Annotated in this window: 26 protein-coding genes; 13 read left to right on the forward strand and 13 right to left on the reverse strand. The window is 61.6% G+C overall.

Translation table 11 applies throughout. The features are described 5' to 3' along the window. Positions 1-51: 51 nt before the first annotated feature. A complete protein-coding gene (rpoH, locus tag QC815_RS10475; RefSeq protein WP_230447232.1) occupies positions 52-918 on the forward strand; it encodes an RNA polymerase sigma factor RpoH in 867 nt (288 codons plus the stop codon). Between the two features lie 86 nt (positions 919-1,004). On the opposite strand, the gene slmA is transcribed toward rpoH, so the two are convergent. The 5 genes from slmA to coaBC all read right to left on the reverse strand — a co-directional run bounded on the left by slmA (position 1,005) and on the right by coaBC (position 5,803). After that, entirely contained in the window at positions 1,005-1,613 is a 609-nt protein-coding gene (gene slmA, locus QC815_RS10480) for a nucleoid occlusion factor SlmA (RefSeq protein ID WP_230447231.1), read from the reverse strand. Between the two features lie 22 nt (positions 1,614-1,635). Continuing rightward, a complete protein-coding gene (gene argB, locus QC815_RS10485; protein ID WP_230447230.1) occupies positions 1,636-2,535 on the reverse strand; it encodes an acetylglutamate kinase in 900 nt (299 codons plus the stop codon). A 111-nt stretch (positions 2,536-2,646) separates the two neighbouring features. Beyond that, on the reverse strand, positions 2,647-4,035 hold the full coding sequence (locus QC815_RS10490) for a phosphomannomutase/phosphoglucomutase (protein WP_230447229.1): 1,389 nt from the start codon (positions 4,033-4,035) through the stop codon (positions 2,647-2,649). Positions 4,036-4,067: 32 nt separating this feature from the next. Further along, positions 4,068-4,526, reverse strand: coding sequence for a dUTP diphosphatase (dut, locus tag QC815_RS10495; protein ID WP_230447228.1), 459 nt, complete (start codon positions 4,524-4,526; stop codon positions 4,068-4,070). After that, the gene (gene coaBC / locus QC815_RS10500; RefSeq protein ID WP_230447227.1) at positions 4,523-5,803 is read right to left on the reverse strand and encodes a bifunctional phosphopantothenoylcysteine decarboxylase/phosphopantothenate--cysteine ligase CoaBC; all 1,281 of its coding nucleotides are present in this window, start codon (positions 5,801-5,803) and stop codon (positions 4,523-4,525) included. Before coaBC ends, dut begins: the two co-directional genes overlap by 4 nt. Positions 5,804-5,919: 116 nt before the next feature. Between coaBC and radC the strand changes: the two genes are divergently transcribed. The 7 genes from radC to ald all read left to right on the forward strand — a co-directional run bounded on the left by radC (position 5,920) and on the right by ald (position 11,259). After that, positions 5,920-6,594: a RadC family protein gene (radC, locus tag QC815_RS10505; protein ID WP_309768383.1), complete on the forward strand. Its 675-nt coding sequence runs from the start codon at positions 5,920-5,922 to the stop codon at positions 6,592-6,594. Positions 6,595-6,846: 252 nt separating this feature from the next. Continuing rightward, complete coding sequence (rpmB, locus tag QC815_RS10510) at positions 6,847-7,083, forward strand: 50S ribosomal protein L28 (protein WP_230447225.1); 237 nt, start codon at positions 6,847-6,849, stop codon at positions 7,081-7,083. 25 nt (positions 7,084-7,108) lie between these two features. Continuing rightward, positions 7,109-7,264, forward strand: a complete 156-nt coding sequence (gene rpmG, locus QC815_RS10515; RefSeq protein WP_027337782.1) for a 50S ribosomal protein L33 — start codon at positions 7,109-7,111, stop codon at positions 7,262-7,264. A 158-nt stretch (positions 7,265-7,422) separates the two neighbouring features. Next, positions 7,423-8,250, forward strand: coding sequence for a bifunctional DNA-formamidopyrimidine glycosylase/DNA-(apurinic or apyrimidinic site) lyase (gene mutM / locus QC815_RS10520; RefSeq protein WP_230447224.1), 828 nt, complete (start codon positions 7,423-7,425; stop codon positions 8,248-8,250). Between the two features lie 67 nt (positions 8,251-8,317). After that, on the forward strand, positions 8,318-9,508 hold the full coding sequence (locus tag QC815_RS10525; protein ID WP_230447223.1) for a class I SAM-dependent rRNA methyltransferase: 1,191 nt from the start codon (positions 8,318-8,320) through the stop codon (positions 9,506-9,508). 30 nt (positions 9,509-9,538) lie between these two features. After that, entirely contained in the window at positions 9,539-9,973 is a 435-nt protein-coding gene (locus tag QC815_RS10530) for an acyl-CoA thioesterase (protein WP_230447222.1), read from the forward strand. A 167-nt stretch (positions 9,974-10,140) separates the two neighbouring features. Continuing rightward, a complete protein-coding gene (gene ald / locus QC815_RS10535; RefSeq protein ID WP_230447221.1) occupies positions 10,141-11,259 on the forward strand; it encodes an alanine dehydrogenase in 1,119 nt (372 codons plus the stop codon). A gap of 21 nt (positions 11,260-11,280) precedes the next feature. Here ald and QC815_RS10540 read toward each other — a convergent pair whose 3' ends face one another. Next, positions 11,281-11,529, reverse strand: a complete 249-nt coding sequence (locus tag QC815_RS10540) for a SlyX family protein (RefSeq protein ID WP_230447220.1) — start codon at positions 11,527-11,529, stop codon at positions 11,281-11,283. Positions 11,530-11,640: 111 nt separating this feature from the next. Here QC815_RS10540 and QC815_RS10545 point away from each other — a divergent pair, with 111 nt between their 5' ends. Next, on the forward strand, positions 11,641-12,177 hold the full coding sequence (locus tag QC815_RS10545; protein WP_309768389.1) for a cold-shock protein: 537 nt from the start codon (positions 11,641-11,643) through the stop codon (positions 12,175-12,177). 74 nt (positions 12,178-12,251) lie between these two features. On the opposite strand, the gene QC815_RS10550 is transcribed toward QC815_RS10545, so the two are convergent. From QC815_RS10550 to map, 7 genes are all read right to left on the reverse strand, one after another. Beyond that, a complete protein-coding gene (locus QC815_RS10550) occupies positions 12,252-12,641 on the reverse strand; it encodes a hypothetical protein (RefSeq protein ID WP_230447219.1) in 390 nt (129 codons plus the stop codon). After that, positions 12,638-13,810 (reverse strand): succinyl-diaminopimelate desuccinylase, encoded by a 1,173-nt coding sequence (gene dapE, locus QC815_RS10555; RefSeq protein WP_230447218.1) that lies wholly within the window; start codon positions 13,808-13,810, stop codon positions 12,638-12,640. Before dapE ends, QC815_RS10550 begins: the two co-directional genes overlap by 4 nt. Continuing rightward, on the reverse strand, positions 13,797-14,822 hold the full coding sequence (dapD, locus tag QC815_RS10560; protein WP_309768393.1) for a 2,3,4,5-tetrahydropyridine-2,6-dicarboxylate N-succinyltransferase: 1,026 nt from the start codon (positions 14,820-14,822) through the stop codon (positions 13,797-13,799). Before dapD ends, dapE begins: the two co-directional genes overlap by 14 nt. A 36-nt stretch (positions 14,823-14,858) precedes the next feature. Then, positions 14,859-15,197 (reverse strand): Spx/MgsR family RNA polymerase-binding regulatory protein, encoded by a 339-nt coding sequence (locus tag QC815_RS10565; protein WP_230447216.1) that lies wholly within the window; start codon positions 15,195-15,197, stop codon positions 14,859-14,861. A 43-nt stretch (positions 15,198-15,240) separates the two neighbouring features. After that, on the reverse strand, positions 15,241-16,437 hold the full coding sequence (gene dapC / locus QC815_RS10570; protein ID WP_230447215.1) for a succinyldiaminopimelate transaminase: 1,197 nt from the start codon (positions 16,435-16,437) through the stop codon (positions 15,241-15,243). Positions 16,438-16,522: 85 nt separating this feature from the next. Next, positions 16,523-19,198, reverse strand: coding sequence for a [protein-PII] uridylyltransferase (locus tag QC815_RS10575; RefSeq protein WP_309768395.1), 2,676 nt, complete (start codon positions 19,196-19,198; stop codon positions 16,523-16,525). Beyond that, on the reverse strand, positions 19,198-19,989 hold the full coding sequence (gene map, locus QC815_RS10580) for a type I methionyl aminopeptidase (RefSeq protein ID WP_230447213.1): 792 nt from the start codon (positions 19,987-19,989) through the stop codon (positions 19,198-19,200). The genes QC815_RS10575 and map overlap by 1 nt, the downstream gene beginning before the upstream one ends. A gap of 341 nt (positions 19,990-20,330) precedes the next feature. Here map and rpsB point away from each other — a divergent pair, with 341 nt between their 5' ends. The 4 genes from rpsB (at position 20,331) to frr (ending at position 23,641) form a co-directional block, all read left to right on the forward strand. Beyond that, a complete protein-coding gene (gene rpsB, locus QC815_RS10585) occupies positions 20,331-21,086 on the forward strand; it encodes a 30S ribosomal protein S2 (RefSeq protein ID WP_230447212.1) in 756 nt (251 codons plus the stop codon). 222 nt (positions 21,087-21,308) lie between these two features. Then, positions 21,309-22,178, forward strand: a complete 870-nt coding sequence (gene tsf, locus QC815_RS10590) for a translation elongation factor Ts (protein WP_309768398.1) — start codon at positions 21,309-21,311, stop codon at positions 22,176-22,178. Positions 22,179-22,302: 124 nt separating this feature from the next. Next, entirely contained in the window at positions 22,303-23,079 is a 777-nt protein-coding gene (gene pyrH, locus QC815_RS10595) for a UMP kinase (protein WP_230447210.1), read from the forward strand. Between the two features lie 4 nt (positions 23,080-23,083). After that, positions 23,084-23,641 (forward strand): ribosome recycling factor, encoded by a 558-nt coding sequence (gene frr, locus QC815_RS10600; RefSeq protein ID WP_230447209.1) that lies wholly within the window; start codon positions 23,084-23,086, stop codon positions 23,639-23,641. The last annotated feature ends 51 nt before the right edge of the window (positions 23,642-23,692 follow it).

The following is a 23,692-nucleotide window of genomic DNA, read 5'->3' on the forward strand; positions in this document are numbered from 1 at the left end:
GTCACAGTGACACACTAAACCACGTAAGGGTTACAGGGAGACCACCTGCACATGAGCACTAGTCTTCTACCGGTGGGACAGCTTTCCCCAGGCCACGACCTGGGTGGCTATATCAAAGCGGTCAACGGCATTGCAGTTCTCAGTGCCGATGAAGAGCGCGAGCTTGCGTTCCGCCTGCACGATGAAGGCGATCTGGAAGCAGCGCGACGTTTGGTACTATCGCATTTGCGCTTCGTGGTACATATCGCCCGTAGTTATTCGGGGTATGGTCTACCGCAAGCCGATTTAATTCAGGAAGGTAACGTCGGCTTGATGAAAGCCGTCAAGCGCTTCGATCCCAATCAAGGCGTTCGGCTGGTGTCGTTTGCCGTGCACTGGATCAAGGCCGAGATTCACGAGTTCGTGCTGCGTAACTGGCGTATCGTCAAAATTGCCACGACCAAGGCCCAGCGCAAGCTGTTCTTCAACCTGCGCAGCGCCAAGAAGCGTCTTGCCTGGCTCAATAACGACGAGGTCGAGGCGATTGCCAAGGATCTCGACGTTAAACCAGGCGTTGTGCGCGATATGGAAGGGCGTCTGTCCTCCTACGATGCAGGGTTTGACGCCTCGCCCAGCGAAGACGAAGACAGTGCCTATCAGGCGCCGGTGCATTTTCTTGATGATGCGGCGTCTGACCCGGCAACACAGCTGGAAGACAGCGATTTCGAGGAAGATTCCACACGCCGTTTGCAGCTGGCGCTCGAAGGCCTTGACGAGCGCTCGCGGGATATCCTGCAGCGTCGCTGGCTGGCAGAGAACAAGGCAACCCTGCATGATCTGGCCGATGTCTATGGCGTCAGCGCCGAGCGCATTCGCCAGCTCGAGAAGAATGCAATGAAAAAGTTGCGTCAGAAAATGGGCGACGCCATCGCGGCATGAGCGAGCAGTTTCAGCCCAATAAAAACGGCGCTCCCATCAGGGAGCGCCGTTTTTTTGGGTCAGGTGTTATGCCGGGCGCCGCAGGGTCATGCCGGCTGCACCGCCTCTCGCAGCAGCTGGGCGGATAGCAGCGTCCACTGGTCGTCCCAGTAGTCGGTGGGCAGGCGTTTGAAATCGCTGCGCACATACTGCGAAATACGCCCCTCTGCCTGGGCCGCCAGCAAATTGGCAGCGGCCGAGGCGGGGATGGTGGGGCGCAGGCCCTCGCGCATTTCGGCTTCGCGGAGAATCTGCTTGAACTGGGTTTCCAGGCGCTCGAACAGCTGGTGAATCCGCTGGCGCAGCCGAGCGGTCTCGCCGGTCAATACATCACCGCCCATTACGCGGGCAAGTCCCGGGTTCTTTTCGGCAAAGCCGAGCACCAGCGACAGGATCGTGTGGCAGCGGTTAGTGGCGTCGGGCACTTCTTCCATGATGCGGTTAATGCGCGCAAAGATGCTTTCTTCGATAAAGTCGATCAGCCCTTCGAACATGCGCGCCTTGCTGGGGAAGTGGCGGTAGAGGGCGGCTTCGGACACCCCGACCTGGCGGGCCAGGGCGGCGGTGGTGATACGCTTCCCGCTGTCTTCCTCCAGCATCAGGGCCAGGGCCTGGAGTATCTGCTCGCGGCGGCGAGGTTTGCGATCATCGCTCATGACGTTGCTCCTCCCGTCGCGGTTAGTGGGTATCGGTGATCAGCGTGCCCACGCCGGCGTTGGTGAAGATCTCCAACAGCACGGCATGCGGCACGCGACCGTCGATGATATGGGCGCTGTTGACGCCGCCTTTCACGGCGTCCAGCGCGCAGCGGATCTTGGGCAGCATGCCCCCGTGAATAGTGCCATCGGCAATCAAGGCGTCGACTTGAGCCGTGGTCAACCCGGTGAGGACTTCGCTCTCGGCATTCATCAGGCCGGCCACGTTGGTCAGCAGCATGAGCTTTTCGGCGTTGAGGGCTTCGGCAATCTTGCCGGCGACAAGGTCGGCGTTGATGTTATAGCTGTGGCCTGCCTCATCCACGCCAATCGGGGCAATCACGGGAATGAAATCCCGCGCCGCGAGCATTTCAATCAGGTCGGTGGAGATCGATTCGACCTCACCAACATGGCCGATGTCGATGATTTCCGGGGCTTTCATTTCGGGGCTTTGATGCTCGACCTTCAACTGGCGGGCACGGATCTGCGCGCCGTCCTTGCCGGTCAGGCCAATCGCCTTGCCGCCGCTCTGGTTGATCAGATTGACGATGCTCTTGTTGACCAGCCCGCCGAGCACCATCTCGACCACGTCCATGGTTTGCGAGTCGGTGACGCGCATGCCGTTGACAAAGCGCGATTCGATATTGAGCTTGGCCAGCAGGTCGCCAATCTGGGGGCCGCCGCCATGCACGACCACCGGGTTAATGCCCACTTCCTTCATCAAGACGATGTTGCGGGCAAAGGAGTCGATCAGGGTGCTTTCCGTCATCGCGTTGCCGCCGTATTTGACCACAACGGTTTTACCGGAAAATTGCTGAATATAGGGGAGGGCTTCGGAAAGCACCTCCACAACGACCTGGGGGTCGCGACTGGCTGAACTCATGACGTTGTCCCTTGATAATGATGAGGCTAACTTATGGGCATTAAGCGCACTGTGACGCCCATGGCGAGCCGTGCCTTCTAGTGGGCAGGGTCTCGCCACGCAATGACGTTGCTAAGCCGGGGGTAGCGTCAAAGCGGGGTCGACGTTTTTCAGTGCATTGGCAAACTGCGCTTTAATGCGCGTTAAGGCCGCTTCATTTTTTCCTTCAAAACGCAGTACTAACACGGGGGTGGTGTTGGAGGCCCGGCAAAGGCCCCATCCGTCCGGGTAGTCGACCCGAATGCCATCCAGCGTGGTCTTGATACCATCGCCGAAGTCGCCTTCCCGAGCAAGTTTATCGACCAGGTTGAATTTATTGCTGTCGGTGACGGTGATATTGATTTCCGGCGTGCCGAGGTCCTGGGGGAAACTGTCAAAATACGCATCGGCGTCGCCCGCGTAGTTGGCCAGGATTTCCAACAGCCGAGCGGCGGCGTAAATGCCGTCGTCGAAGCCGTACCAGCGTTCCTTGAAGAAGATATGCCCGCTCATTTCGCCGGCCAGCAGGGCGCCGGTTTCCTTCATGCGTGCCTTGATGAGCGAGTGGCCGGTGCGCCACATTTCCGGCTCACCCCCGGCGTCGCTTATCACCTTGACCAGGTTGCCGGTGCACTTGACGTCAAAAATGACCTTGGCGCCTTGATTGCGGCCCAGCATATCGGTGGCAAACGCCATCAACAGATGGTCCGGGTAGATCAGCCGGCCGCGAGGGGTAATGACGCCGAGGCGGTCGCCGTCGCCGTCGAAGGCCAGGCCTATATCGGCGTTGGTTTCCTGCACCGTGCGAATAAGATCCTGCAGGTTCTCGGGCTTGCCGGGGTCGGGATGATGGTTGGGGAAGGTACCATCGATCTCGTCAAACAGCGGTACGGTGTCAACGCCCAGACGCTCAATCAATTGCGGACCAAGCTCGCCGGCCACGCCGTTGCCGCAGTCGACCACGGCCTTGATAGGCCGGTTAATCGTTACGTCACCCAGGATGCGCGTTAAGTAGGCGTCGCGCACGTCTTCCTGGCGAATGTGGCCTTCTCCTTGGGGTAGATCGCCTGACTGTAAACGTTCGTAGAGGGCGGTGATGGCATCGCCCGATAGGGTGTCGCCATCGAGCACAATCTTGAAGCCGTTGTAGTCGGGCGGGTTGTGGCTGCCGGTGACCATGACTCCGGAGCGCGTACCGTCAAGAATATGGGTGGCGAAATACAGCACCGGGGTGGGCACCATGCCGATATCGATCACGTCGCATCCCGCCGCGTTCAGGCCGCGCATCAGGGCCGCCTGAAGCCGTGGGCCCGAAAGACGTCCGTCGCGGGCGACCACCACGGTGGACTCGCCCCGGTCAGTGGCTTCGGCGCCGATCGCACGGCCGATCCATTCCACTGTGTCTTCGGTGAGGGTGTCATCGACGATGCCGCGGATGTCGTAGGCGCGAAAGATCGAAGCGGGAATTGTAGCTGTCGTCATGGAAGTATCCTTACTCAAGTAGCCAGTACCGATTAATGACGGCCGGTGCTGCCGAAGCCGCCGCTGCCGCGGTTGGAATCGCTGAACTGATCGACCAGCTCAAGCGCCGCCTGCACCACAGGCACAAGCACGTACTGTGCCAACCGCTCGAACGGCGCGAGCGTAAAGGCGCTTTGGCCGCGGTTCCATACGGAAATCATCAACTCTCCCTGGTAGTCGGCATCGATCAAGCCCACCAGATTGCCCAGCACGATGCCGTGTTTATGCCCCAGACCGGAGCGCGGCAGAATCATGCCGGCAAGGCCCGGGTCTTCAATATAGATTGCCAGGCCCGTTCGTACGAGCTGTGTGTCGCCCGGGTGCAGAGTAAGCGGCTCGTCAAGCAGTGCGCGAAGGTCCATGCCCGCCGACCCGTCGGTCGCGTAATGCGGTAAATAGTCACGCAGTCGTTCATCGAGGACTTTGCACTGCAGGCAAGGGCGGGCGGTCATGAGGGCACTCCGGTGGTAGACGGGGGTAGTAGTCTAAGGGCTTGTTGGATAACGCGAGCCGCCAACTGAGTCTTGCGTTGCGGGGCTTCTTCCCGACGCTCAACCCCCTGGGGCGTGCGCCATAGCAGTAATGCCGCGTTATCGTCGCTGCCGAAGCCGAGACCCTGATGGCTGACGTCGTTGGCCACGATCATGTCGAGTCCCTTGCGCGTCAGCTTGTCGGCGGCATAGTGCTCGACGTTCTGGGTTTCGGCGGCAAAGCCGACCACGAAGGGTCGGGTGTCGGTGGGCAGCGCTGCCACATCGGCAATAATGTCGGGGTTTTTGACCAGGGTAAGCGTCAGGGTGTCGTTGTCGTCGGTCTTTTTCATCTTGTGCTCGGCGGCGCTGGCGGCGCGGTAGTCGGCCACGGCCGCGCAGCCAATGAACAGCGCCGCCTGGGAAGCAAGGGCCAGCGCTTCACGGTGCATCTCCGTGGCGGATTCCACGTCAATGCGGGTAACGCCCGGCGGCGTGGCGAGGCTCACTGGCCCGCTGATCAGGGTGACACGCGCCCCCTGGGTGGCCGCAGCGGCGGCGAGGGCGTAGCCCATCTTGCCGGAGCTGTGGTTCGAGAGGTAGCGAACCGGGTCGAGGGCTTCGCGGGTCGGGCCGGCGGTGATTACCACGTGCGGCGCCTCGCTGCTGGCGGGCGCGATGGTGGGGGTCGCCAGATGCTGAAGCAGCGCGTCCGCGATGGTTTCTGGCTCGCTCATTCTGCCCGGGCCGACGTCGCCGCAGGCTTGGTCGCCCGCGGCGGGGCCAATCAGCTGCCAGCCGTCGTCTTCCAGCTGCCGGGCATTGCGCAGGGTGGCGGGATGGCGCCACATGGCCTGGTTCATGGCGGGGGCCATCAGCTTGGGGGCAGTGCTGGCCAGACACAGCGTGGTGAGCAGGTCATCGGCCATGCCCTGGGCCAGGCGGGCCATTAGGTCAGCGGTGGCGGGCGCGACCAGGACGACGTCGGCCCAGCGGGCGAGCTCAATATGCCCCATGCCCGCCTCGGCCTCGGGATCGAGCAGCGAGGTACGCACCGGCTCACCGGACAGCGCCTGGAGCGTCAACGGCGTAATGAACGCCTGGGCGCCGCTGGTCATCACCACGCGAACCTCGCAGCCTGCCTGTTTGAGCAGGCGCACGATCAGCGCACTTTTATACGCGGCGATGCCGGCACTGATGCCCAGCAGCACGCGTTTACCGTTAGCGATTGGCGGCGTTGGCGAAATCACGGACGACATGGCAGTAGACCCACGTTGAGCATTCTTTAGGTCGCTTACCATACCATTCGTCTGCACAATTTGGCATGCTGCATCCACGCACAGGGAAAGGTGAAACACCGCTCAGGGAGGCAGCGATGGGTATCAACCACTGGCCGGAAGGCGAGCGGCCGCGTGAAAAATTATTGAACCTGGGCGCCCAGGCGCTCTCGGACGCCGAACTGCTGGCGATCTTTCTGCGCGTCGGGGTGCAGGGGCGCTCGGCGGTCGACCTGGCGCGAGATCTGCTGGCAAGCTTTGGGGGCCTTCGTCAGCTGCTGGAGGCCGACCAGGCAAGCTTCTGTGATGCACGCGGGCTGGGCAGCGCCAAGTTTGCCCAGCTGCAGGCCACGCTCGAACTTTCCAGGCGCCATCTGGCCACGCAGCTGGCGCGCGGGGAGGCGCTGACCTCACCCACGCTGGTACGCCACTATTTGAGCGCTCAGCTGCGCCATCTTGGCCATGAGGAGTTCGCGGTACTTTTTTTGGATACACAGCACCGAATTATTCGCTATGAATCCCTGTTTCGCGGTACCCTAGATAGCGCATCCGTTTATCCCCGCGAAGTTGCCAAGCGTGCCCTGGCGCACAATGCTGGCGCTGTTATCCTGGCGCATAATCACCCTTCGGGCGTGGCCGAGCCCAGCGATGCTGATCGACGAATCACAGAACGTTTGAAAGAAGCACTCGCCCTCTTTGATGTGCGGGTGCTGGATCATTTCGTGGTGGGGGACGGAGACGTGGTGTCATTTGCCGAGCGGGGTTGGCTGTAAGCACGCTACCCGGCCAATCAGCAACGATGTTAAGTAGCATGGATCAAAAGGCGGTTTTTCGGCCTTTTGTCACGGTTTTTCTTGCTGAATGGCGAGTGCTCTGGTATAAAGTGCCACCTTTGAACTTGGGTTGAATAACGGATTTGGGTATAGCTAGGCGGTTAACCGCGTTGACGCCCTCCCTGCTCCGGTTTGCCCGACAGTTTTGAACACTCAGGTAATTAAATCCTGGCCAAGCAGTTGGAGGCTCTCATGTCCAAAGTATGTCAGGTTACCGGTAAGCGTCCGGTAACTGGTAATAACGTTTCGCACTCCCAGCGTAAGACACGTCGTCGTTTCTTGCCGAACCTTCACACCCATCGCTTTTGGGTTGAGTCTGAAAGCCGCTTCGTCAAGCTGCGCGTATCCTCCAAGGGCATGCGTATCATTGACAAGAAAGGTATTGAGACGGTTCTGGCTGATATCCGTAAGCGCGGCGACGCCATCTAAGACTGCATTTTGGGAGAGTTAAACCATGCGCGATAAGATCAAGTTGGTGTCCAGTGCCGGTACCGGTCACTTCTACACCACTGATAAAAACAAGCGGAACACCCCGGATAAGTTCGAATTCAAGAAATACGACCCGGTGGTCCGTAAGCACGTCATGTACAAGGAAGCCAAAATCAAGTAATCGCGGTTGCGATGACTGGCTTTCACTGCAGGCGAGCACCTGTTAAAAACCCGGCCTACACAGCCGGGTTTTTGCATGCCTGGGTGTTATGCCCCGGCAAGGCCTCGATATGGCGGGCTTGAACGACCGTCACCACGCTGTCATCAAAGGCTCTCATCATGCCCGAGCTGCCCGAAGTTGAAACCACCCGGCGCGGTATCGCGCCGTATCTGCAAGGCCAGGAAATCACCGAAGTGCGGGTGCGCCAGCCGCGGCTGCGCGTGCCGGTGCCCGAGGACCTCGCCGAGCGGCTGGTGGGCGCACGGGTCGGGGAATTGCAGCGGCGTGCCAAATACCTGCAGATGCCGCTCGAGGCGCCGGCGGGGGCTGCCACGCTGTTATGGCACCTGGGCATGTCGGGCAGCCTGCGCATTGCCCGGGTAGGTGACTTGCCCAAGAAACATGACCACGTGGATGTGGTGACCGAAAGCGGCCATGTACTGCGCTACCACGATCCCCGCCGCTTCGGGTTCGTCGACTGGCAGTTGGGTGACGGCAGCGCCGACAAGCGCCTGGCGCACCTCGGCCCGGAGCCGCTTGATGACGCCTTCAACGGCCGCTGGCTGTATCGCCTGTCACGCAACAAGCGCGTCGCAGTGAAGCCGTTTCTGATGGATAACCGCGTGGTGGTCGGGGCGGGTAATATCTACGCCGCTGAAGCCCTGTTCATGGCGGGTATCGATCCGCGTCGGGCGGCGGGCCGAGTGTCTCTGGCCCGCTACGAGACGCTGGCCGCCGCCGTGAAGGAGGTGCTGGCCGCTGCTATCATTCAGGGCGGCACGACGCTGCGCGATTTTGTCAGCGGCCAGGGCGAGCCCGGTTATTTTGCCCAGCGTCTCAATGTGTATGGCCGGCACGGCCAACCCTGCATGCGCTGCGGAACAGAGCTACGCCGTATCACCCTTGGCCAGCGGGCAAGCGTTTTTTGTCCCGGCTGCCAGCGTTAACGATTTGCTACTGATTTGCCCGTGCCTTGGGAGCCAACGCTCTTGAGGCGCTCTTTTGGAGATTGCTGTGACCCAACGCCTGCGCCTGAATAAAAACGCTGACCGCCGCCTCAAGGCGGGCCACCTGTGGATTTATTCCAACGAAGTCGATATCAAGGAAACGCCGCTGAAGGATTTTGCGCCGGGTGAAGCCGCCCTGGTCGAAGCGTCCAATGGCAAGACCCTCGGCGTGGCCTACGTGAATCCGCATTCGCTGATTTGCGCCCGGGTGATGTCCCGGGACCCTGAGATGCGTCTGGATCGCTCGCTGTTGGTGCACCGCTTCAACCAGGCGCTGGCCCTGCGTCAGCAGCTGTTTGATCAACCCTTCTACCGCCTGATCCACGGTGAGGGTGACCTGCTGCCGGGGCTGGTGATCGACCGCTTTGGCGACGTGGTCGTGGTGCAGTTGAACACCGCGGGTATGCAGGCGCTGGCCGAGGACATCGTCGATGCGCTGGAAAAGGTCATCAAGCCCAGCGCGATTGTGTTCCGCAACGACACCGGTGGCCGTCGTCAGGAAGGCCTGGAAGCCCACGTGGACGTGGTCAAGGGCACCTTGCCCGACGAAGTGCTGCTGGAAGAGAACGGCGTACGCTTTGCCGTGCCGGTGCTCGACGGCCAGAAAACCGGCTGGTTCTTCGACCACCGCGTCAACCGTGCGTGGCTCAATCGCCAGGTCGCCGGCAAGCGCGTGCTGGACGTCTTCAGCTACGTCGGGGGCTGGGGCGTGCAGGCCGCTGCCAACGGCGCCTCTGAGGTGCTGTGCGTGGATGGCTCTGGCCCGGCGCTCGAGCAGGTGGCCCGCAACGCCGAGCTGAATGGCGTTCAGGAACAGGTGGCCGTGGGGGAAGGTGATGCGTTCGAGGCGCTGGCGGCCCTCAAGGCCGACGGCGAGCAGTTCGACGTGGTGGTGCTCGACCCGCCGGCGTTTATCAAGAAGCGCAAGGATATCCCCAACGGCGAACGCGCCTATGCGCGACTGAACCGTGAGGCGATGCGCCTGCTCGGCCGCGACGGCTTGCTGCTATCGGCGTCCTGCTCGATGCACCTGGCGCCTGAGCGCCTGGTCGACGTGGTGCGCGGCGCGGTTCGCCACCAGGACCGTCACGGCCAGGTGATCTACCAGGGGCATCAGGGGCCGGACCATCCGGTGCACCCGGCCATTCCGGAAACGTCGTACCTGAAGGCGCTGGGCGTGCGCGTTTTCCGCGACTAGTTCGCAACGACTGGTGAAGGAGCCTGAACAATGGAATGGGCGCTACCCGAGCCTTTTGTGATCGAGATTGACGTGACCGATGAGGCGATCGATGCCTATCGGCACGTCAATAACAGCGAATACCTGCGCTGGGTGGAACAGATTAGCTGGGCCCACTCGGAGGCGCTGGGGCTGTCGCTTGCGCGTTACCGGGAGTTGGATCGCGCCATGGTCGTCCATCGCCATGAGTTGGATTACCTGGCCCCGGCCTACGCCGGTGATGCGCTCAAGCTGGCGACCTGGATCGTCGCCTGCGACGGCCGCTTTAGTCTCACCCGCCGCTTTCAGCTAAAGCGCATAAGCGATAGCAAAACGCTGTTGAATGCCCGCACCCGCTTTGCCTGTGTGGCGCTGTCCAGCGGGCGGCCCATGCGTCTGCCCGACGAGTATCGACGACTTTACGGTGACGCCGTCGTCGACGAATAGCGATGATTTTTTTGCCTTTAGCCGGTAATCGCTAGATTTTTCTCCTGAGAAACGCCTTAACCGGCGTTTTTTTTGTTTTTAATTTCGGGGTAGGGAGAGGCATAAAAGCTGTGCTGTAATGGATGAAAAGTAACGAATTGCTACCGACACCATCAGGAGTAACAGACATGCGCATTGCCGTTCCCAAAGAGATAAAAAACCATGAATATCGGGTCGCCTTGACCCCGACCGGGGCGCGGGAGCTGACCGGCCGTGGTCATCAGGTGAGTGTTCAGGCGGGCGCCGGCGAGGGCGCCGGGTTTGCCGACCGCGACTACGAAGCCGCCGGTGCGCGCATCGAGGCCGATGTGGCGACGCTCTGGCAAGACGCCGAGCTGATTCTCAAGGTGAAGGAGCCCCAGGCGGAGGAAGTCGCCCGTCTGACACCTCAGCACACGCTGTTTACCTACCTGCATCTGGCCGCCGAGGAATCGCTGACCCAGGGGCTGATAGAAAGCGGCGCCACCTGCATTGCCTATGAAACGATTACCGATGCGAAAGGCGGCCTGCCGTTGCTGGCGCCCATGAGCACCGTGGCCGGCCGTATGGCCGTGCAGGCCGGCGCCCACAGCCTGGAAAAGGCGCAGGGCGGCGCCGGCGTGCTGTTGCCGGGTGTCCCCGGCGTGGCGCCGGGTAAGGTGACCGTGATCGGCGGCGGCGTGGTGGGTGAAAACGCCGCGCGGATGGCCTTGGGGCTGGGTGCCGAGGTGACCATCCTCGACAAGTCGATTGCTCGGTTGGAAGTCCTGGACGACCGCTATCAGGGCCGTATCAAGACCGTCTATTCGACGGCGGACGCGCTGGACGAAGCGGCGAGAACGGCGGACATGATCATTGGTGCGGTGCTGATTCCCGGCGCCGCCGCGCCGAAGCTGATCACTAGGGCGATGCTTGCGGATATGCAACCTGGCAGCGTGCTGGTGGACGTGGCCATCGATCAGGGCGGCTGTTTTGAGACCAGCAAGCCCACGACCCATGCGGAGCCGACCTACATCGTCGACGGCATCGTGCATTACTGCGTGGCCAACATGCCCGGCGCGGTCGCGCGCACCTCGACGCTGGGGCTGACCAACGCCACGCTGCCCTTTGTCCTCGACCTGGCCGACAAGGGCTGGCAGCAGGCCTTGCGCGACAACCCGCATTTCTTGCCGGGGCTCAACGTGCATGACGGCCAGGTAACCTACGCGGCGGTGGCGGATGCCTTTGGTCTGACGAGCATCGACCCCGCCGAGGCGGTGAACCGGTAAGTTATCGATCGGGATTGTGGATCAGTAGTGGGGCGGTATGTCGTCTTCGGGACGGCTGCCGTCGGGGTCGTCACCGGCCTGTAGCGCCTGGTGCTGTTCGCGCAGGCGCTCGCGCATCAGCGCGCTGAGCTGTTCGAGCGTCGCCAGCCGACGCTCCTGCTGGGCGACCGCTTGATCCAGGGTGTCGAGCCAGTGCTCTTGATAGGCCAGGCGGCTTTCTAAAGATTCAAGCTGTTGAATCAGGTCGGCAGGCGATAAAGAAGATGTCATGGTAACATTGCAACCTTGTGTAGTAGCTCGGTTCATCGGGTCGTCAAGCCCGGCTGAACTGGGTATTGTCCTTCTTCTGTTACCCATACAACAAGAGAGCTTTTTTTATCCATGAACCCAAAAGTTGTGTTTCGCTGTATCTTGATCAGTGTCTTGCTTGCCGCCCCCACGCCATTGCTGCTGGCGGGGATTGTTCATTTAACCGACGCACCGCTGGCTGAGCGGTGGCTTGACGAGCTGGCTGTGACCGGGGCTGGCGGCATCTACATCGCCGTGGCCATCGGCAGCTTCGTTGTGCTGTGTATCGGTACGTTAGCGACTGCCGCGCTGGCGCCACCCGTGGTGGTGTCGCCGGATGTGGCAGTGCGTGCCAAGCCGGCACCGCGTCAGTCTCAAGCCCCCAGCGCGCCGGACGATGACGATATCATCGACCCCAATGACGGCCGCGAAGAGGGCGAAGTGAAGTGGTTCAATACCAACAAAGGCTACGGCTTCATTACCCGCGATAACGGCGACGATGTGTTTGTCCATTTCCGGGCGATTCGTGGTCGCGGGCCGCGCATGCTGGCAGAAGGCCAGATCGTGCGTTATCACGTGATTAAAAACGAGCGTGGTTTGCAGGCCGACGACGTGAGCATCATCGAGTAACGATCAGTCCCGCTTGAGATTGCTTCGCACGACATTTGACCCCGCTCCGGCGGGGTCAAATACGTTTTGGGGAACTAGCGGCCCGAGTCGGGCCACTCGATGGGCCCTTCACGGCCGTCGGGCAGCACCTGCCAGAAACGATCGGGATCATCGCCCGGATGCCAGCCGCCCAGCGAGCAGCGAATTTCGGTCTGCAGGGCTTCCGCCGCGTATTGGGCGGCTTCCTGATCGGTTTGCCAGGGGCTGTGGCCGCTATCGAGCCACAGGCTGGCAAACCCATCGGCGGCGTTTTCGACCAGCAGCACCGGCACCTTGTGCCCCTGGTGGTGGCCTTGGGTACGCCACTTGCCTTTGCCCGCCGACGTCAGCGGCGGGGCGTCCAGCGCCTTCGCCAGCCAGTCGTTGAGGGCGGGGTGGGCAACGCTTGCCAGGTAGATCTCGATATCCGGATAGCGCTCCATCATACGTTGACCTCGCCGGAGGTGAGCAACGCCTGCAGCGTGGCTTCGTAGATCCGGCTCAATGCATCCAGGTCGCTGGCCCGGACGCGCTCGTCTACCTTGTGGATGGTGTCGTTGAGAGGCCCCAGCTCGACCACTTGGGCGCCCAGGGTGGCAATGAAGCGGCCATCCGAGGTGCCGCCGCTCGTGGAAAGCGCCGGTCGCTCGCCGGTGACCGCTTCGACACCGCGAATGGCGGCGTCGACCAGCTCGCCCTCGGCGGTCAGGAACGGCTCGCCGTTGAGCGTCCAGTCGATGTGATACTCAAGGCCGTGCTGATCCAGCAGCGCTTCGGTACGCCGCCGCAGGGTTTCGTGGGTGACTTCCGTGGAGTAACGGAAATTGAACACCACTTCCACCTCGCCGGGGATGACGTTGGTCGCCCCGGTGCCCGCCCGCAGGTTGGATACCTGAAAGCTGGTCGCCGGGAAGAAATCGTTGCCGGCATCCCAATGTTCATTGACTAGGGCGTCGAGCGCGGGCATTACCTGATGGATAGGGTTGCGCGCCAGGTGAGGGTAGGCCACGTGGCCCTGTACGCCTTTCACATGCAGGATGCCGCCCAGCGAGCCGCGCCGGCCGTTCTTGATGGCATCGCCAAGCCGCGCCGTAGAGGACGGCTCGCCGACGATGCAGTAGTCGAGGCGTTCGTTGCGCTCGCGTAGATGCTCGACCACCGCGCGGGTGCCGTCGACGGCGGGGCCTTCTTCGTCGGATGTGATCAAAAACGCGATGCGTCCGTCGTGGTCGGGGTGGGCGTCGACGAAGCGCTCGACGGCGGTGAGCATGGCGGCCAGGCTGCCTTTCATGTCTGCGGCACCGCGACCGCACAGCATGCCATCGTCGTTGATGCAGGGCGTGAAGGGCGGAAATTCCCAGTTGGTATGCGGCCCGCTGGGCACCACATCGGTATGCCCGGCAAAGGCCAGCACCGGGCCGTGATGGCCGCGCACCGCCCAGACGTTTTTCACATCGCCAAACGGCAGTGACTCGATGTGGAAATCGAGCGCCCTCAAGCGCTCGATCATCAGATCCTGGCAGCCTTCGTCGTCGGGCGTGACCGACGCGCGGCGCAGCAGATCAAAGGCCAGCTGCAGCGTCGGCGACAGCCCCTCCGGCTCAGTTATGGGCATGCAGCGCCTCGTTGAGCGCGATGGCGCTTTTATTGGTCAGGCATTCGATGCGGCCGTTCTGCGAGTTGCGGCGCAGCAGCAGGTCGTCCTGGCCGGCCAGCTCGCGCGCAGCGACGGTATTGACCTCCTGGCCCTGGTCATCCAGCAGTGTGACTTTCGACCCCGCCGTGATATACAGCCCGGCTTCCACCGTGCAGCGGTCGCCCAGCGGGATGCCGATGCCCGCGTTGGCGCCGATCAGGCAGCCCTCGCCGACCTTGATCACCATGTTGCCACCGCCGGACAGCGTCCCCATGGTCGAGCAACCGCCGCCCAGGTCAGAGCCTTTACCCACCATGACGCCGGCGGAGATGCGGCCTTCGATCATGCCGGGGCCCTCGGTGCCGGCGTTGAAGTTAACGAACCCTTCGTGCATCACCGTGGTGCCTTCGCCGAGATAGGCGCCCAGGCGCACTCGGGCGGTGTCGCCGATGCGGATGCCGTGAGGCACTACGTAGTCGGTCATCTTGGGGAATTTATCCACGCAGTCCACCGACAGGGCGCGGCCTTCCAAACGGGCTTTGAGGCGGCGTGCGGGCAACTCTTCGATGTCGATCGCGCCTTCGTTGGTCCAGGCGATGTTGCGCAGCAGGCCGAACATGCCGGTCAGATCCAGCCCGTGGGGTTTCACCAGCCGGTGGGAGAGCAGGTGCAGCTTGAGGTAGACCTCGGGGGCGGTCTGCGGGGGCTGGTTGGTGTCCAGGAACATGGCGACCAGCGGACGCTGGCTGGCGGCGAAGGATGCCGCCAGCTCCGCCTGTTCGGCGTGGCCGGCCGTTTCAAGCACCTTGGCCAGGCGCGCGCAGTCTTCCGGCAGGAAGCTGATGGCCGCGTTACCGCTGGGTGCGTCAAGGGCTTCCTTGGCGGCACTGACCAGGCTTTCGGGCGGGTTGATCAGCGGCGCCGGGTAGTAGATTTCCAGCCAGTCGCCCTGGGTGTTTTGAGTGCCGATTCCAAGCGCAAAGCTCAGCATAACTGCGTTCCTTTGGGTCAGTGTTTGATCAGGATGTCAGAGTTTGTCGTAGTCGCCGTCCTGGTAGCCGACGAGTATCGTGTCATCGTCGACTTCCAGTAGCGGGCGTTTTAACAGGGTGGGGTGCTTCAGGAGCAGTTCGCGTCCCGAATTGGCGTCAAAGTCCTTCTCTTCATCGGATAGTTCCCGCCAGGTCTTGCTGCGCTTGTTGATCGCTTCGACCAGCGGCACACGATGCAGGATGTGTTCCAGAAGCGGCGCCGACAGGCCGTCCTTGCGCAGGTCGTAGGTCTTGAAGGGGATACCTTTTTCGTCAAGCGCCTTGCGCGCTTTTCGGCAGGTATCGCAGTTGCTGATAATGTAGAGCGTGAGCATGGATGACCTCCTGGCAATGGCGTCGAGTTGTCATTAACGTGCGTTAGCCGCGCTCAACGAGTTGGCGCAGGCGTTCGGCGGCTTCGAGCGTCGGGGCCAGCTCCGCCACCAGCGCCAAGCGTAGCCGACCGCTACCGGGATTATGGCCGCCGCGTCCGGGGCGGCCCATCAGGCTGCCCGGCAGCACGCTGACATGCTGTTCAACGAACAGCCGCTGGGTGAAGGCAATGTCGTCGCCACCCGGCACGGCGGGCCACAGGTAAAAGCTGGCTTCCGGGGTGGGGAAGTCCATTACCGGGGCGAGCACCTCGGTAACCGCGCTGAACTTTTCGCGGTAGGCCTCGCGGTTGGCGCGCACGTGGCTTTCATCCTGCCAGGCGGCCATGGAGGCGTGCTGCAGCGGCAATGACATTGCACAGCCGTGGTAGGTGCGGTAGCGCTTGAACGGTGCAAGCAGGTCTGCATCGCCGGCGACAAACCCTGAGCGAAGCCCCGGCAGGTTGGAACGTTTGGACAGCGAGTGAAACACCACGCAGCGGCGATAGTCGTGGCGGCCGAGCTCGGCGCAGGCCTGCAGGAGCCCCGGGGGTGGCGCCGCTTCATCCAGATAGAGCTCCGAGTAGCACTCATCGGAGGCGATGATGAAGTCGTGCTCGTCGGCCAGCGCGATCAGCTGCTTGAATTCGGCAAGCGGCGTGACCGCGCCGGTGGGGTTGCCGGGTGAGCAGACAAACACAATCTGCACATTGCGCCAGGTGTCCGCGCTGACGGACGAAACGTCCGGGCGAAAGTCGTTATCAGCGGTGCAGTCCAGGTAGAGCGGCTCGCCCCCCGCCAGCAGCGTGGCGCCTTCGTAAATCTGGTAGAAGGGGTTGGGAACCGCTATCTGTGCCGGGCGCGTGCGATCAAGGGCTGCCTGAACGAAGGCGAAAATGGCTTCCCGCGTGCCGTTGACCGGCAGTACCTGGCGCTCGGCGTCGAGCCCTGACAGCGCGAAGCGCTGGGTGGCCCAGGTGGCGATCGTGTCGCGCAGGGCAGGCAGGCCGTTGGTGGCCGGGTAGCGCGCCATCTCGGCCTGGTGGGCAACCAGCGCGGCGAGAGCCCCGGGATAGGGGGCGTGCTGAGGTTCACCGATTGTCAGCGGAATATGCGTTAGCGTCGAAGGTGGCGTTAGATCCGCCTTGAGGGCCGCCAGCTTTTCGAACGGATACGGATGCAGGGCGTCGAGATCAGGGTTCATGGGTGTCCAGAACGCCGTGCCGGCGTCGTTGTAGGCGTCGTTTCGCGAAAGTAGCCGACGATTATAGGCAAGCCCCGGAGCTTGCTCAAACCCCCAGCACCTCAATCAGACGTTCGCGCAGCTGCTGCTGGCGGTCGGGGTCGGTCAGGGGCTCGCCGTCTTTGGTGGTAATGAAGAACACGTCTTCCACGCGTTCGCCCAGGGTGGCGATTTTCGCCGCGGAGAGCGCAATATCCTGCTCCATGAAGATGCGCCCGACGCGGGCCAGAAGCCCGGGCCGGTCCGGTGCGCTGAGCTCCAGCAGCGTGCGGTCATTGGCGGGGTCCTGTTCGATCAGGACCTCGGTGGCGACCCGGAAATGCTTGAGCTGGCGCGGCGTATGCCGGGTGACGATATCCGGATAGTCGTCGGGATCGTCCAGCTCTTCCACCAGGTGCTGGCGCATTTCTTCAATGCGCGCCGGGTCGCGAATCGGCTGGCCCAGGTTGTCGAGCACGATGAAGGTGTTGAGCGTCCAGTTATTGTTTGAGGTGGCGATGCGCGCATCGTGGATCGACAGCCCCAACTGCTCCATGGCAGCGGCGGTGGCGGCGAACAGGTCGTCGACCGAGCGGGTGTGGATAAACACCTTGGTGCCGCCTTCGGCCATGTCCGCCGTGGGCGCGCTGATCAGCACCAGCGGCAGCTGGGAGGGCTGGTGGGTGAGTATCCCCTGGGTCTGCCAGACGATTTCGCTGGGCGCGTACTGCAGGAAGTAGTCTTCGCCGAGGGATTCCCACAGCCGGTCTATTTCGGCTTCATTGACGCCGATCGACTGCAGCAGCGAACGAGCTTCAGAGCGCGTCTCGCGAACCCAGTCGTCGCGGTCGGGCGGGTTTTTCAGGCCGCGGCGCAGGGCGCGTTTGGTTTCGGCGTGCAACTGGCGCATCAGCGATGCCCGCCAGCCGTTCCACAGGGTAGGGTTGGTGGCGTTGATATCGGCCACCGTCAGCACGTAGAGATAGTCCAGTCGCGTCTCGGTGCGCACCTCGGTGGCGAATTCGCGGATCACGTCCGGGTCGCTGATGTCGCGCTTCTGGGCGGTCATGGACATCAGTAGGTGATGTTCGACGAGCCAGCTGACGAGGTTGGTATCGTGCTGGGAAATCTGGTGGCGCTGGCAGAACTGTTCGACGTCCCGGGCGCCGATTTCCGAGTGATCGCCGCCGCGGCCCTTGCCGATATCGTGAAACAGCCCTGCTATCCAAAGCAGATCCAGTTTGGGAAGCTGCTGCATCAGCGCCACCGCGACGGGAAACTCGCCTTTCGCTTCCGGCTTGCGAAAATTGTGCAGAAACTTGAGCAGCAGCAGGGTATGGGCATCGACCGTGTAAATGTGGAACAGGTCGTGCTGCATCAGGCCCACGGCGCGACCAAACTCGGGCAGGTACTTGCCGAGTATGCCGTAGCGGTTCATGCGCCGCAGCTGGCGGGGTACGTTGCCCGGCGCACGCACGATGGCCATGAACAGCCGCTGGTGGCGGGGGTCGTCCCGGTAGTGGTCGTCGATCTGGTGGCGATGGTCGCGGATCAGGCGAATGGTATCGGCCCGCACGCCTTCGATTTCCGGATGCTCGGCCATTAGCAGGAACAGTTCCAGCATGGCGGCAGGCTGTTCGCGGAACAGGTTGCGCGAGCGCACCTGAATATAGCCGCCCTTGGTTTCAAAGCGCTCGTTGAGGTTGACCGTTTCCAGCGATTCCTTGCCGCGCAGGATGGCCTCATCGAAGTGCTGGAGCAGCATGTCGTTGAGGCCGGCGAGCGCGGTCACGTGCCGGTAGTAGCGCTTCATGAACTGTTCGACGGCCAGGCGTTCGGGGGTGTCGCGAAAACCGAACATCTCGGCAATGGTGCGCTGGTGATCAAACAGCAGGCGATCTTCGGCGCGGTCGGTGAGCATGTGCAGGGCGTAGCGAACCTGCCATAAGAAGGCCTGCCCCTGGCTCAAGATGCGCAGCTCGGCATCGTTCATGAAGCCGTTGGCGACGATGTCGGCGTACTGTTCGGTACCGAAGTGGCGCTTGGCAACCCAGCCGATCATCTGGATATCGCGCAGTCCGCCGGGGGAGCTCTTCAGGTTCGGTTCGAGGTGGTATTCGGAGTTGTTGTAGCGGTAGTGACGGGCTATCTGCTCCTGCCACTTGGCCTCGAAGAAGCGATCCGCCGGCCAGACATGGTCGGCATTGAGCCGCTCGCGCATGCGCTCCCGCAGCGCTTCCGGACCGGCGATCAGGCGTGACTCGAGCAGGTTGGTGATCACCGTGACATCGGCGGCCGCTTCGCGCTCGCAGTCATTGAGCGAGCGCACGCTGTGGCCGATTTCCAGGCCAATGTCCCATAGAAAGGTGATAAAGGCGGTCAGCGGTTCGCGATAGGGAGTGTCGTCATCTTGCTCGAGCAGCAACAGCAGGTCGATGTCCGAATGCGGGTGCAGTTCGCCACGGCCGTAACCTCCCACGGCCACAAGGGCGACGCCGTCGTCGGGCCAGTCGTGCTGTTCCCAGGCGATGGCCAGCAGCTGATCCAGGTACCATGCCCGACCGCGCACCAGGTCGCGAATATCGGCGCCGGCGCGAAAGCGTTCGTCCAGGCGGGTCTGGATGTCGCCAAGCGCCGCCTTGAACGGCGCGATGGGCGAGCGTGAGCCGGCGAGCTCGGTGCGAAACAGCTCGAGGTCGAACAGCGTGGTGTCCGGTTCAAACCGGTAATGGTGAAGTAGCATCAGTGCGTCAGAAAACTGAAGTCTTCGTCGCCGCGTGCGGTCAGCACCTCAACGCCGCTATCGGTGACCAGTAGCGTGTGCTCCCATTGGGCTGACAGGCTGCGGTCCTTGGTGATCGCCGTCCAGCCATCGCGCAGCACCTTGGTCTTGTAGCCGCCAACGTTGATCATGGGCTCGATGGTGAAGCACATGCCAGCTTCAAGGCGGATGTCCGCTCCCGGGGCGTAGCCGTCGTAGTGCAGGAACTGGGGGTCTTCGTGGAATTCGGCGCCGATGCCATGACCGCAGAAGTCGCGAACCACGGAGTAGCCGTTGCTTTCGGCGTACTTTTGAATCACGCGGGCAAGCTCCGAGAGGTGCACGCCGGGTTTGACCAGCTCGATGCTTTTATACAGGCATTCCTGGGTAATGCGGCACAGGCGTTCGCCCTGGATGGTCTCGCCGACCACGAACATCACGCTGGAATCGCCGTGGTAGCCCTCGGCGGTGCGCACGGTGATGTCCAGGTTCATGATGTCGCCGTTCTTGAGCTTCTTGGCGTCGTCGGGAATCCCGTGGCACACCACGTGGTTGATCGACGTGCAGGTGGCCTTGGGGAAACCGTGGTAGTTGAGCGGGGCCGGCGTGGAGCCCAGCTCGTCGACGATATATGCGTGGCACAGGCGGTCGATTTCGCCGGTGCTGATGCCCGCCTGGACGTGGGGCGTGATCATCTCGATGACGCTGGCGGCCTGGCGGCCCGCGTCGCGCATCTTGTCGATTTCAGAAGGCGTTTTAATGGGAACGTTCATGAATTCTCGATAGTGACTCAGAATGGCAAGTTGAGCGGCAATAAAAGGCCCGCTGAACGGATGACAGCTTCATCTTGACGAGGATCTATGGTATAAAGCTGCGCGCTTTCCTGCAATCGTCATCCAAGACAATTGCCAGGTTGATGCAGCAGCAGAGCGTAATCACGGCATCGCCGGTATCTGCCAGTGGGGCGGATCACCGTTGCGATATTGAACAGCAAGCCTTGAAAACACACATGCACCGGCACATGGTCCCGGGTGCCGCCGGCAACGTCTGACGATGCCAACGGTCGGATCCATGGGGTGCGTGGAGGCCTAACCCGAGTTTCAGGAGTTTTACCATGTCTCACGTCAATATGCGTGACCTGCTCAAAGCAGGCGCTCACTTCGGTCACCAGACCAAGTACTGGAATCCGAAGATGGGTAAGTTCATCTTCGGCGCGCGCAACAAGATTCACATCATCAACCTCGAACACACCCTGCCGGCGCTGAACGAAGCGATCGACGTGGTCGAGAAGATGGCGGCATCCAACAACAAGATCATGTTTGTTGGCACCAAGCGCAGCGCCAGCAAGATCATCAAGGAAGAAGCCAACCGCGTTGGTCAGCCGTTCGTCAACCATCGCTGGTTGGGCGGCATGCTGACAAACTTCAAGACCATTCGCGTATCCATCAAGCGTCTGCGCGAAATTGAAGCGATGCATGAAGACGGCACCTTCGAGAAGCTGACCAAGAAAGAAGTGCTGATGGCCACCCGCGAGCAGGACAAGCTTGAGCGCTCCGTAGGTGGTATCAAGAACATGGGCGGCCTTCCGGACGCGCTGTTCGTGATCGACGTTGACCACGAGCGCATCGCGATCAACGAAGCCAACAAGCTGGGCATTCCTGTTATCGGCGTGGTGGATACCAACTCCAACCCCGACGGCGTGGACTACGTAATTCCGGGCAACGATGACTCCATCCGCGCTATCCAGATTTACGTAAAAGCGATTGCCGATGCCTGTGCACGCTCCAAGGAAGGTCGCCCCGACGAGTTCGTCGAAGTGACTGACGCCGAAGAAGCCGCTGACGTCGACAGCAGCGCCGCCGCCGAGTAAATCGGTGGCCGATGCGGTGTCGTCACGGGTGCCGCATCATTCAAGAGGGGGCCTGGGCCCCCTTTTTCCCGCTTTGGGTTAAGGCTTGGAGTGGGCAGTCTTGGGCCGGCATCAATGCCGGCGGCGTCGTGCAGAGTGAGATCATTCGGTCATGAACCGTTGCGACACTCGGCAAGGCGTATAACTAACTCTCAGCTAGAACCATTTCAGAGGTGAAATCTCATGGCCGCTATCAGCGCCTCTCAGGTTAAAGATCTTCGCGAACGCACCGGCTTGGGCATGATGGAGTGTAAAAAGGCACTCACCGAAGCGGGTGGCGACATCGACGTTGCCATCGAGAACCTGCGTAAAAGCTCCGGCTTGAAAGCCGCGAAGAAGGCCGGCCGCACCGCCGCGGAAGGCGCCGTCGTGACCCGCGTTGCCGATGACGGCAGCTACGGTGTCATGGTGGAAATCAACTCCGAGACCGACTTCGTTGCCCGCGATGATAATTTCATCGCCTTTGCCGACAAGATTGCCGATGCATTCTTCGCCGCCAAGAGCGACGACGTGGCGGCGGTAATGGACGGCGAGCTGGAATCCGCCCGTGAGCAGCTGGTTCAGAAAATCGGCGAAAACATCGGCGTACGCCGTGCCGTGGTCGTTGAAGCGGCCGGCGGTGGTGTGGTTGGTGAGTACGTCCACGGCGGCCGTATCGGCGTGCTGACCGTGCTGACCGGTAGCGATGCCCAAGTGGCGAAAGACGTTGCCATGCACGTGGCGGCGATCAACCCGTCCGTTGCCCATCCGGAAAACATGCCGCAGGAAGAGCTGGACGCTGAAAAGGCGATCATCCTGGCGCAGCCCGACATGGCCGGCAAGCCGGAACAGATCGCTGAAAAAATGGTGCAGGGTCGTCTCAAGAAGTACCTGGCCGAGAACAGCCTGACCGAGCAAGCGTTCGTCAAGGATCCCAACCAGACCGTTGCCGAATACGTCAAGGCGGCTGGTGGCGAAGTGGTTGGCTTTACCCGCTTTGGGGTGGGCGAAGGTATCGAGAAAGAAGAAGTCGATTTCGCCAAGGAAGTCATGGAACAGGCTGGCCGTCGCTAAGGTCAGAGTGTCCAGTTGTAGGTTGGCGTGCGCGCGAGCGCACGCCTTCGCGTATCCAGCCCCTGCATAATGGGAGGGGTGATGCCGCTTGTCGGTGCCCAGGTCTGCCCCCAGGAGAATTGCCATGTCGCGCGATATTCAAGAACCGCTAACTTCCGTGTCCAGCAAGTCAAAAGCCGATGGCTCGAAGTCAAAATACAAACGTATCTTGCTCAAGCTGTCCGGCGAAGCGCTCATGGGAGAGCATGATTTTGGCATTGATCCGAAGGTGCTGGATCGGATGGCGCTGGAAATTGGCCAGCTAGTGGGTATTGGCGTTCAAGTGGGCATTGTCATCGGTGGCGGCAACCTCTTCCGTGGGGCGGCGCTGAATGAAGCCGGCATGGATCGCGTTACCGGTGATCACATGGGCATGTTGGCCACCGTCATGAATGCCCTGGCGATGCGCGACGCGCTGGAACGCTCCAATATCCGTTCGCGGGTGATGTCGGCGATTCCCATGAGCGGGGTCGTCGAGCACTATGACCGGCGTACGGCCATCCGCTATTTGACGTCCGGCGACGTGGTGCTGTTTTCCGCCGGAACCGGCAACCCGTTCTTTACCACCGACTCGGCCGCCTGCTTGCGGGGCATCGAGGTCGATGTCGACGTGGTGATCAAGGCAACCAAGGTTGACGGTGTCTACGATAAAGACCCGGTGAAGCATCCCGACGCCGTCAAGTATGAGCAGCTCAGCTATGATGATGCGCTCGATCAAAAGCTTGGCGTCATGGATTTGACCGCTATCTGCCTGGTACGTGACCATGACATGCCGGTGCGGGTGTTTGACATGAACAAGCCTGGTGCCCTGCTGAATTTAGTAGTCGGGGGCAGGGAAGGTACGCTGATAGACAGAGGGTAACGACGTGATTAACGATATCAAGAAAGACGCCGAGTCGCGCATGAAGAAAAGCGTGGAGGCGCTGCACAGCAACTTCAACAAGATCCGCACCGGGCGCGCCCATCCAAGCATCCTGGATGCGGTTACCGTGGAATATTACGGTGGGCAGGTGCCGCTCAATCAAGTGGCCTCGGTGAACGTCGAGGACGCGCGTACGCTGTCGATCTCCCCCTGGGAGCAGAGCATGGTGCAGAAGATCGAGAAGGCCATCATGACCGCTGATCTGGGCCTCAACCCGGCCAGTGCGGGCAACGTGATTCGCGTGCCGATGCCGATGCTCACCGAAGAGACGCGCAAGGGCTATATCAAGCAGGCGCGCAGCGAAGCCGAGCATGCCCGAGTGGCGGTACGTAACGTTCGCCGCGATGCCAACGGTGACTTCAAGACGTTGTTGAAAGACAAGGACATTACCGAAGACGATCAGCGTGAAGGTGAAGACGCCATTCAGAAGCTGACCGATAAGTATATCGCCGAGATCGATAAGGCCCTTGCCGCGAAAGAGCACGACCTGATGCAGGTGTAATAAGCGGATGTTCACGCCGCGGGCAGCAGCGCTGCCCGCTCTGCCATCCAT

This window comes from Vreelandella gomseomensis (genome assembly GCF_031451645.1).
GTDB classification, from domain to species: domain Bacteria; phylum Pseudomonadota; class Gammaproteobacteria; order Pseudomonadales; family Halomonadaceae; genus Vreelandella; species Vreelandella gomseomensis.

What these genes read in the sequence shown, in the direction of transcription:
- rpoH (WP_230447232.1), top strand. Translation starts at nt 52, where the DNA reads ATGAGCACTAGTCTTCTACCGGTGGGACAGCTTTCCCCAGGCCACGAC.
- slmA (WP_230447231.1), bottom strand. Translation starts at nt 1,613, where the DNA reads ATGAGCGATGATCGCAAACCTCGCCGCCGCGAGCAGATACTCCAGGCC.
- argB (WP_230447230.1), bottom strand. Translation starts at nt 2,535, where the DNA reads ATGAGTTCAGCCAGTCGCGACCCCCAGGTCGTTGTGGAGGTGCTTTCC.
- QC815_RS10490 (WP_230447229.1), bottom strand. Translation starts at nt 4,035, where the DNA reads ATGACGACAGCTACAATTCCCGCTTCGATCTTTCGCGCCTACGACATC.
- dut (WP_230447228.1), bottom strand. Translation starts at nt 4,526, where the DNA reads ATGACCGCCCGCCCTTGCCTGCAGTGCAAAGTCCTCGATGAACGACTG.
- coaBC (WP_230447227.1), bottom strand. Translation starts at nt 5,803, where the DNA reads ATGTCGTCCGTGATTTCGCCAACGCCGCCAATCGCTAACGGTAAACGC.
- radC (WP_309768383.1), top strand. Translation starts at nt 5,920, where the DNA reads ATGGGTATCAACCACTGGCCGGAAGGCGAGCGGCCGCGTGAAAAATTA.
- rpmB (WP_230447225.1), top strand. Translation starts at nt 6,847, where the DNA reads ATGTCCAAAGTATGTCAGGTTACCGGTAAGCGTCCGGTAACTGGTAAT.
- rpmG (WP_027337782.1), top strand. Translation starts at nt 7,109, where the DNA reads ATGCGCGATAAGATCAAGTTGGTGTCCAGTGCCGGTACCGGTCACTTC.
- mutM (WP_230447224.1), top strand. Translation starts at nt 7,423, where the DNA reads ATGCCCGAGCTGCCCGAAGTTGAAACCACCCGGCGCGGTATCGCGCCG.
- QC815_RS10530 (WP_230447222.1), top strand. Translation starts at nt 9,539, where the DNA reads ATGGAATGGGCGCTACCCGAGCCTTTTGTGATCGAGATTGACGTGACC.
- ald (WP_230447221.1), top strand. Translation starts at nt 10,141, where the DNA reads ATGCGCATTGCCGTTCCCAAAGAGATAAAAAACCATGAATATCGGGTC.
- QC815_RS10540 (WP_230447220.1), bottom strand. Translation starts at nt 11,529, where the DNA reads ATGACATCTTCTTTATCGCCTGCCGACCTGATTCAACAGCTTGAATCT.
- QC815_RS10545 (WP_309768389.1), top strand. Translation starts at nt 11,641, where the DNA reads ATGAACCCAAAAGTTGTGTTTCGCTGTATCTTGATCAGTGTCTTGCTT.
- QC815_RS10550 (WP_230447219.1), bottom strand. Translation starts at nt 12,641, where the DNA reads ATGATGGAGCGCTATCCGGATATCGAGATCTACCTGGCAAGCGTTGCC.
- dapE (WP_230447218.1), bottom strand. Translation starts at nt 13,810, where the DNA reads ATGCCCATAACTGAGCCGGAGGGGCTGTCGCCGACGCTGCAGCTGGCC.
- dapD (WP_309768393.1), bottom strand. Translation starts at nt 14,822, where the DNA reads ATGCTGAGCTTTGCGCTTGGAATCGGCACTCAAAACACCCAGGGCGAC.
- QC815_RS10565 (WP_230447216.1), bottom strand. Translation starts at nt 15,197, where the DNA reads ATGCTCACGCTCTACATTATCAGCAACTGCGATACCTGCCGAAAAGCG.
- dapC (WP_230447215.1), bottom strand. Translation starts at nt 16,437, where the DNA reads ATGAACCCTGATCTCGACGCCCTGCATCCGTATCCGTTCGAAAAGCTG.
- QC815_RS10575 (WP_309768395.1), bottom strand. Translation starts at nt 19,198, where the DNA reads ATGCTACTTCACCATTACCGGTTTGAACCGGACACCACGCTGTTCGAC.
- map (WP_230447213.1), bottom strand. Translation starts at nt 19,989, where the DNA reads ATGAACGTTCCCATTAAAACGCCTTCTGAAATCGACAAGATGCGCGAC.
- rpsB (WP_230447212.1), top strand. Translation starts at nt 20,331, where the DNA reads ATGTCTCACGTCAATATGCGTGACCTGCTCAAAGCAGGCGCTCACTTC.
- tsf (WP_309768398.1), top strand. Translation starts at nt 21,309, where the DNA reads ATGGCCGCTATCAGCGCCTCTCAGGTTAAAGATCTTCGCGAACGCACC.
- pyrH (WP_230447210.1), top strand. Translation starts at nt 22,303, where the DNA reads ATGTCGCGCGATATTCAAGAACCGCTAACTTCCGTGTCCAGCAAGTCA.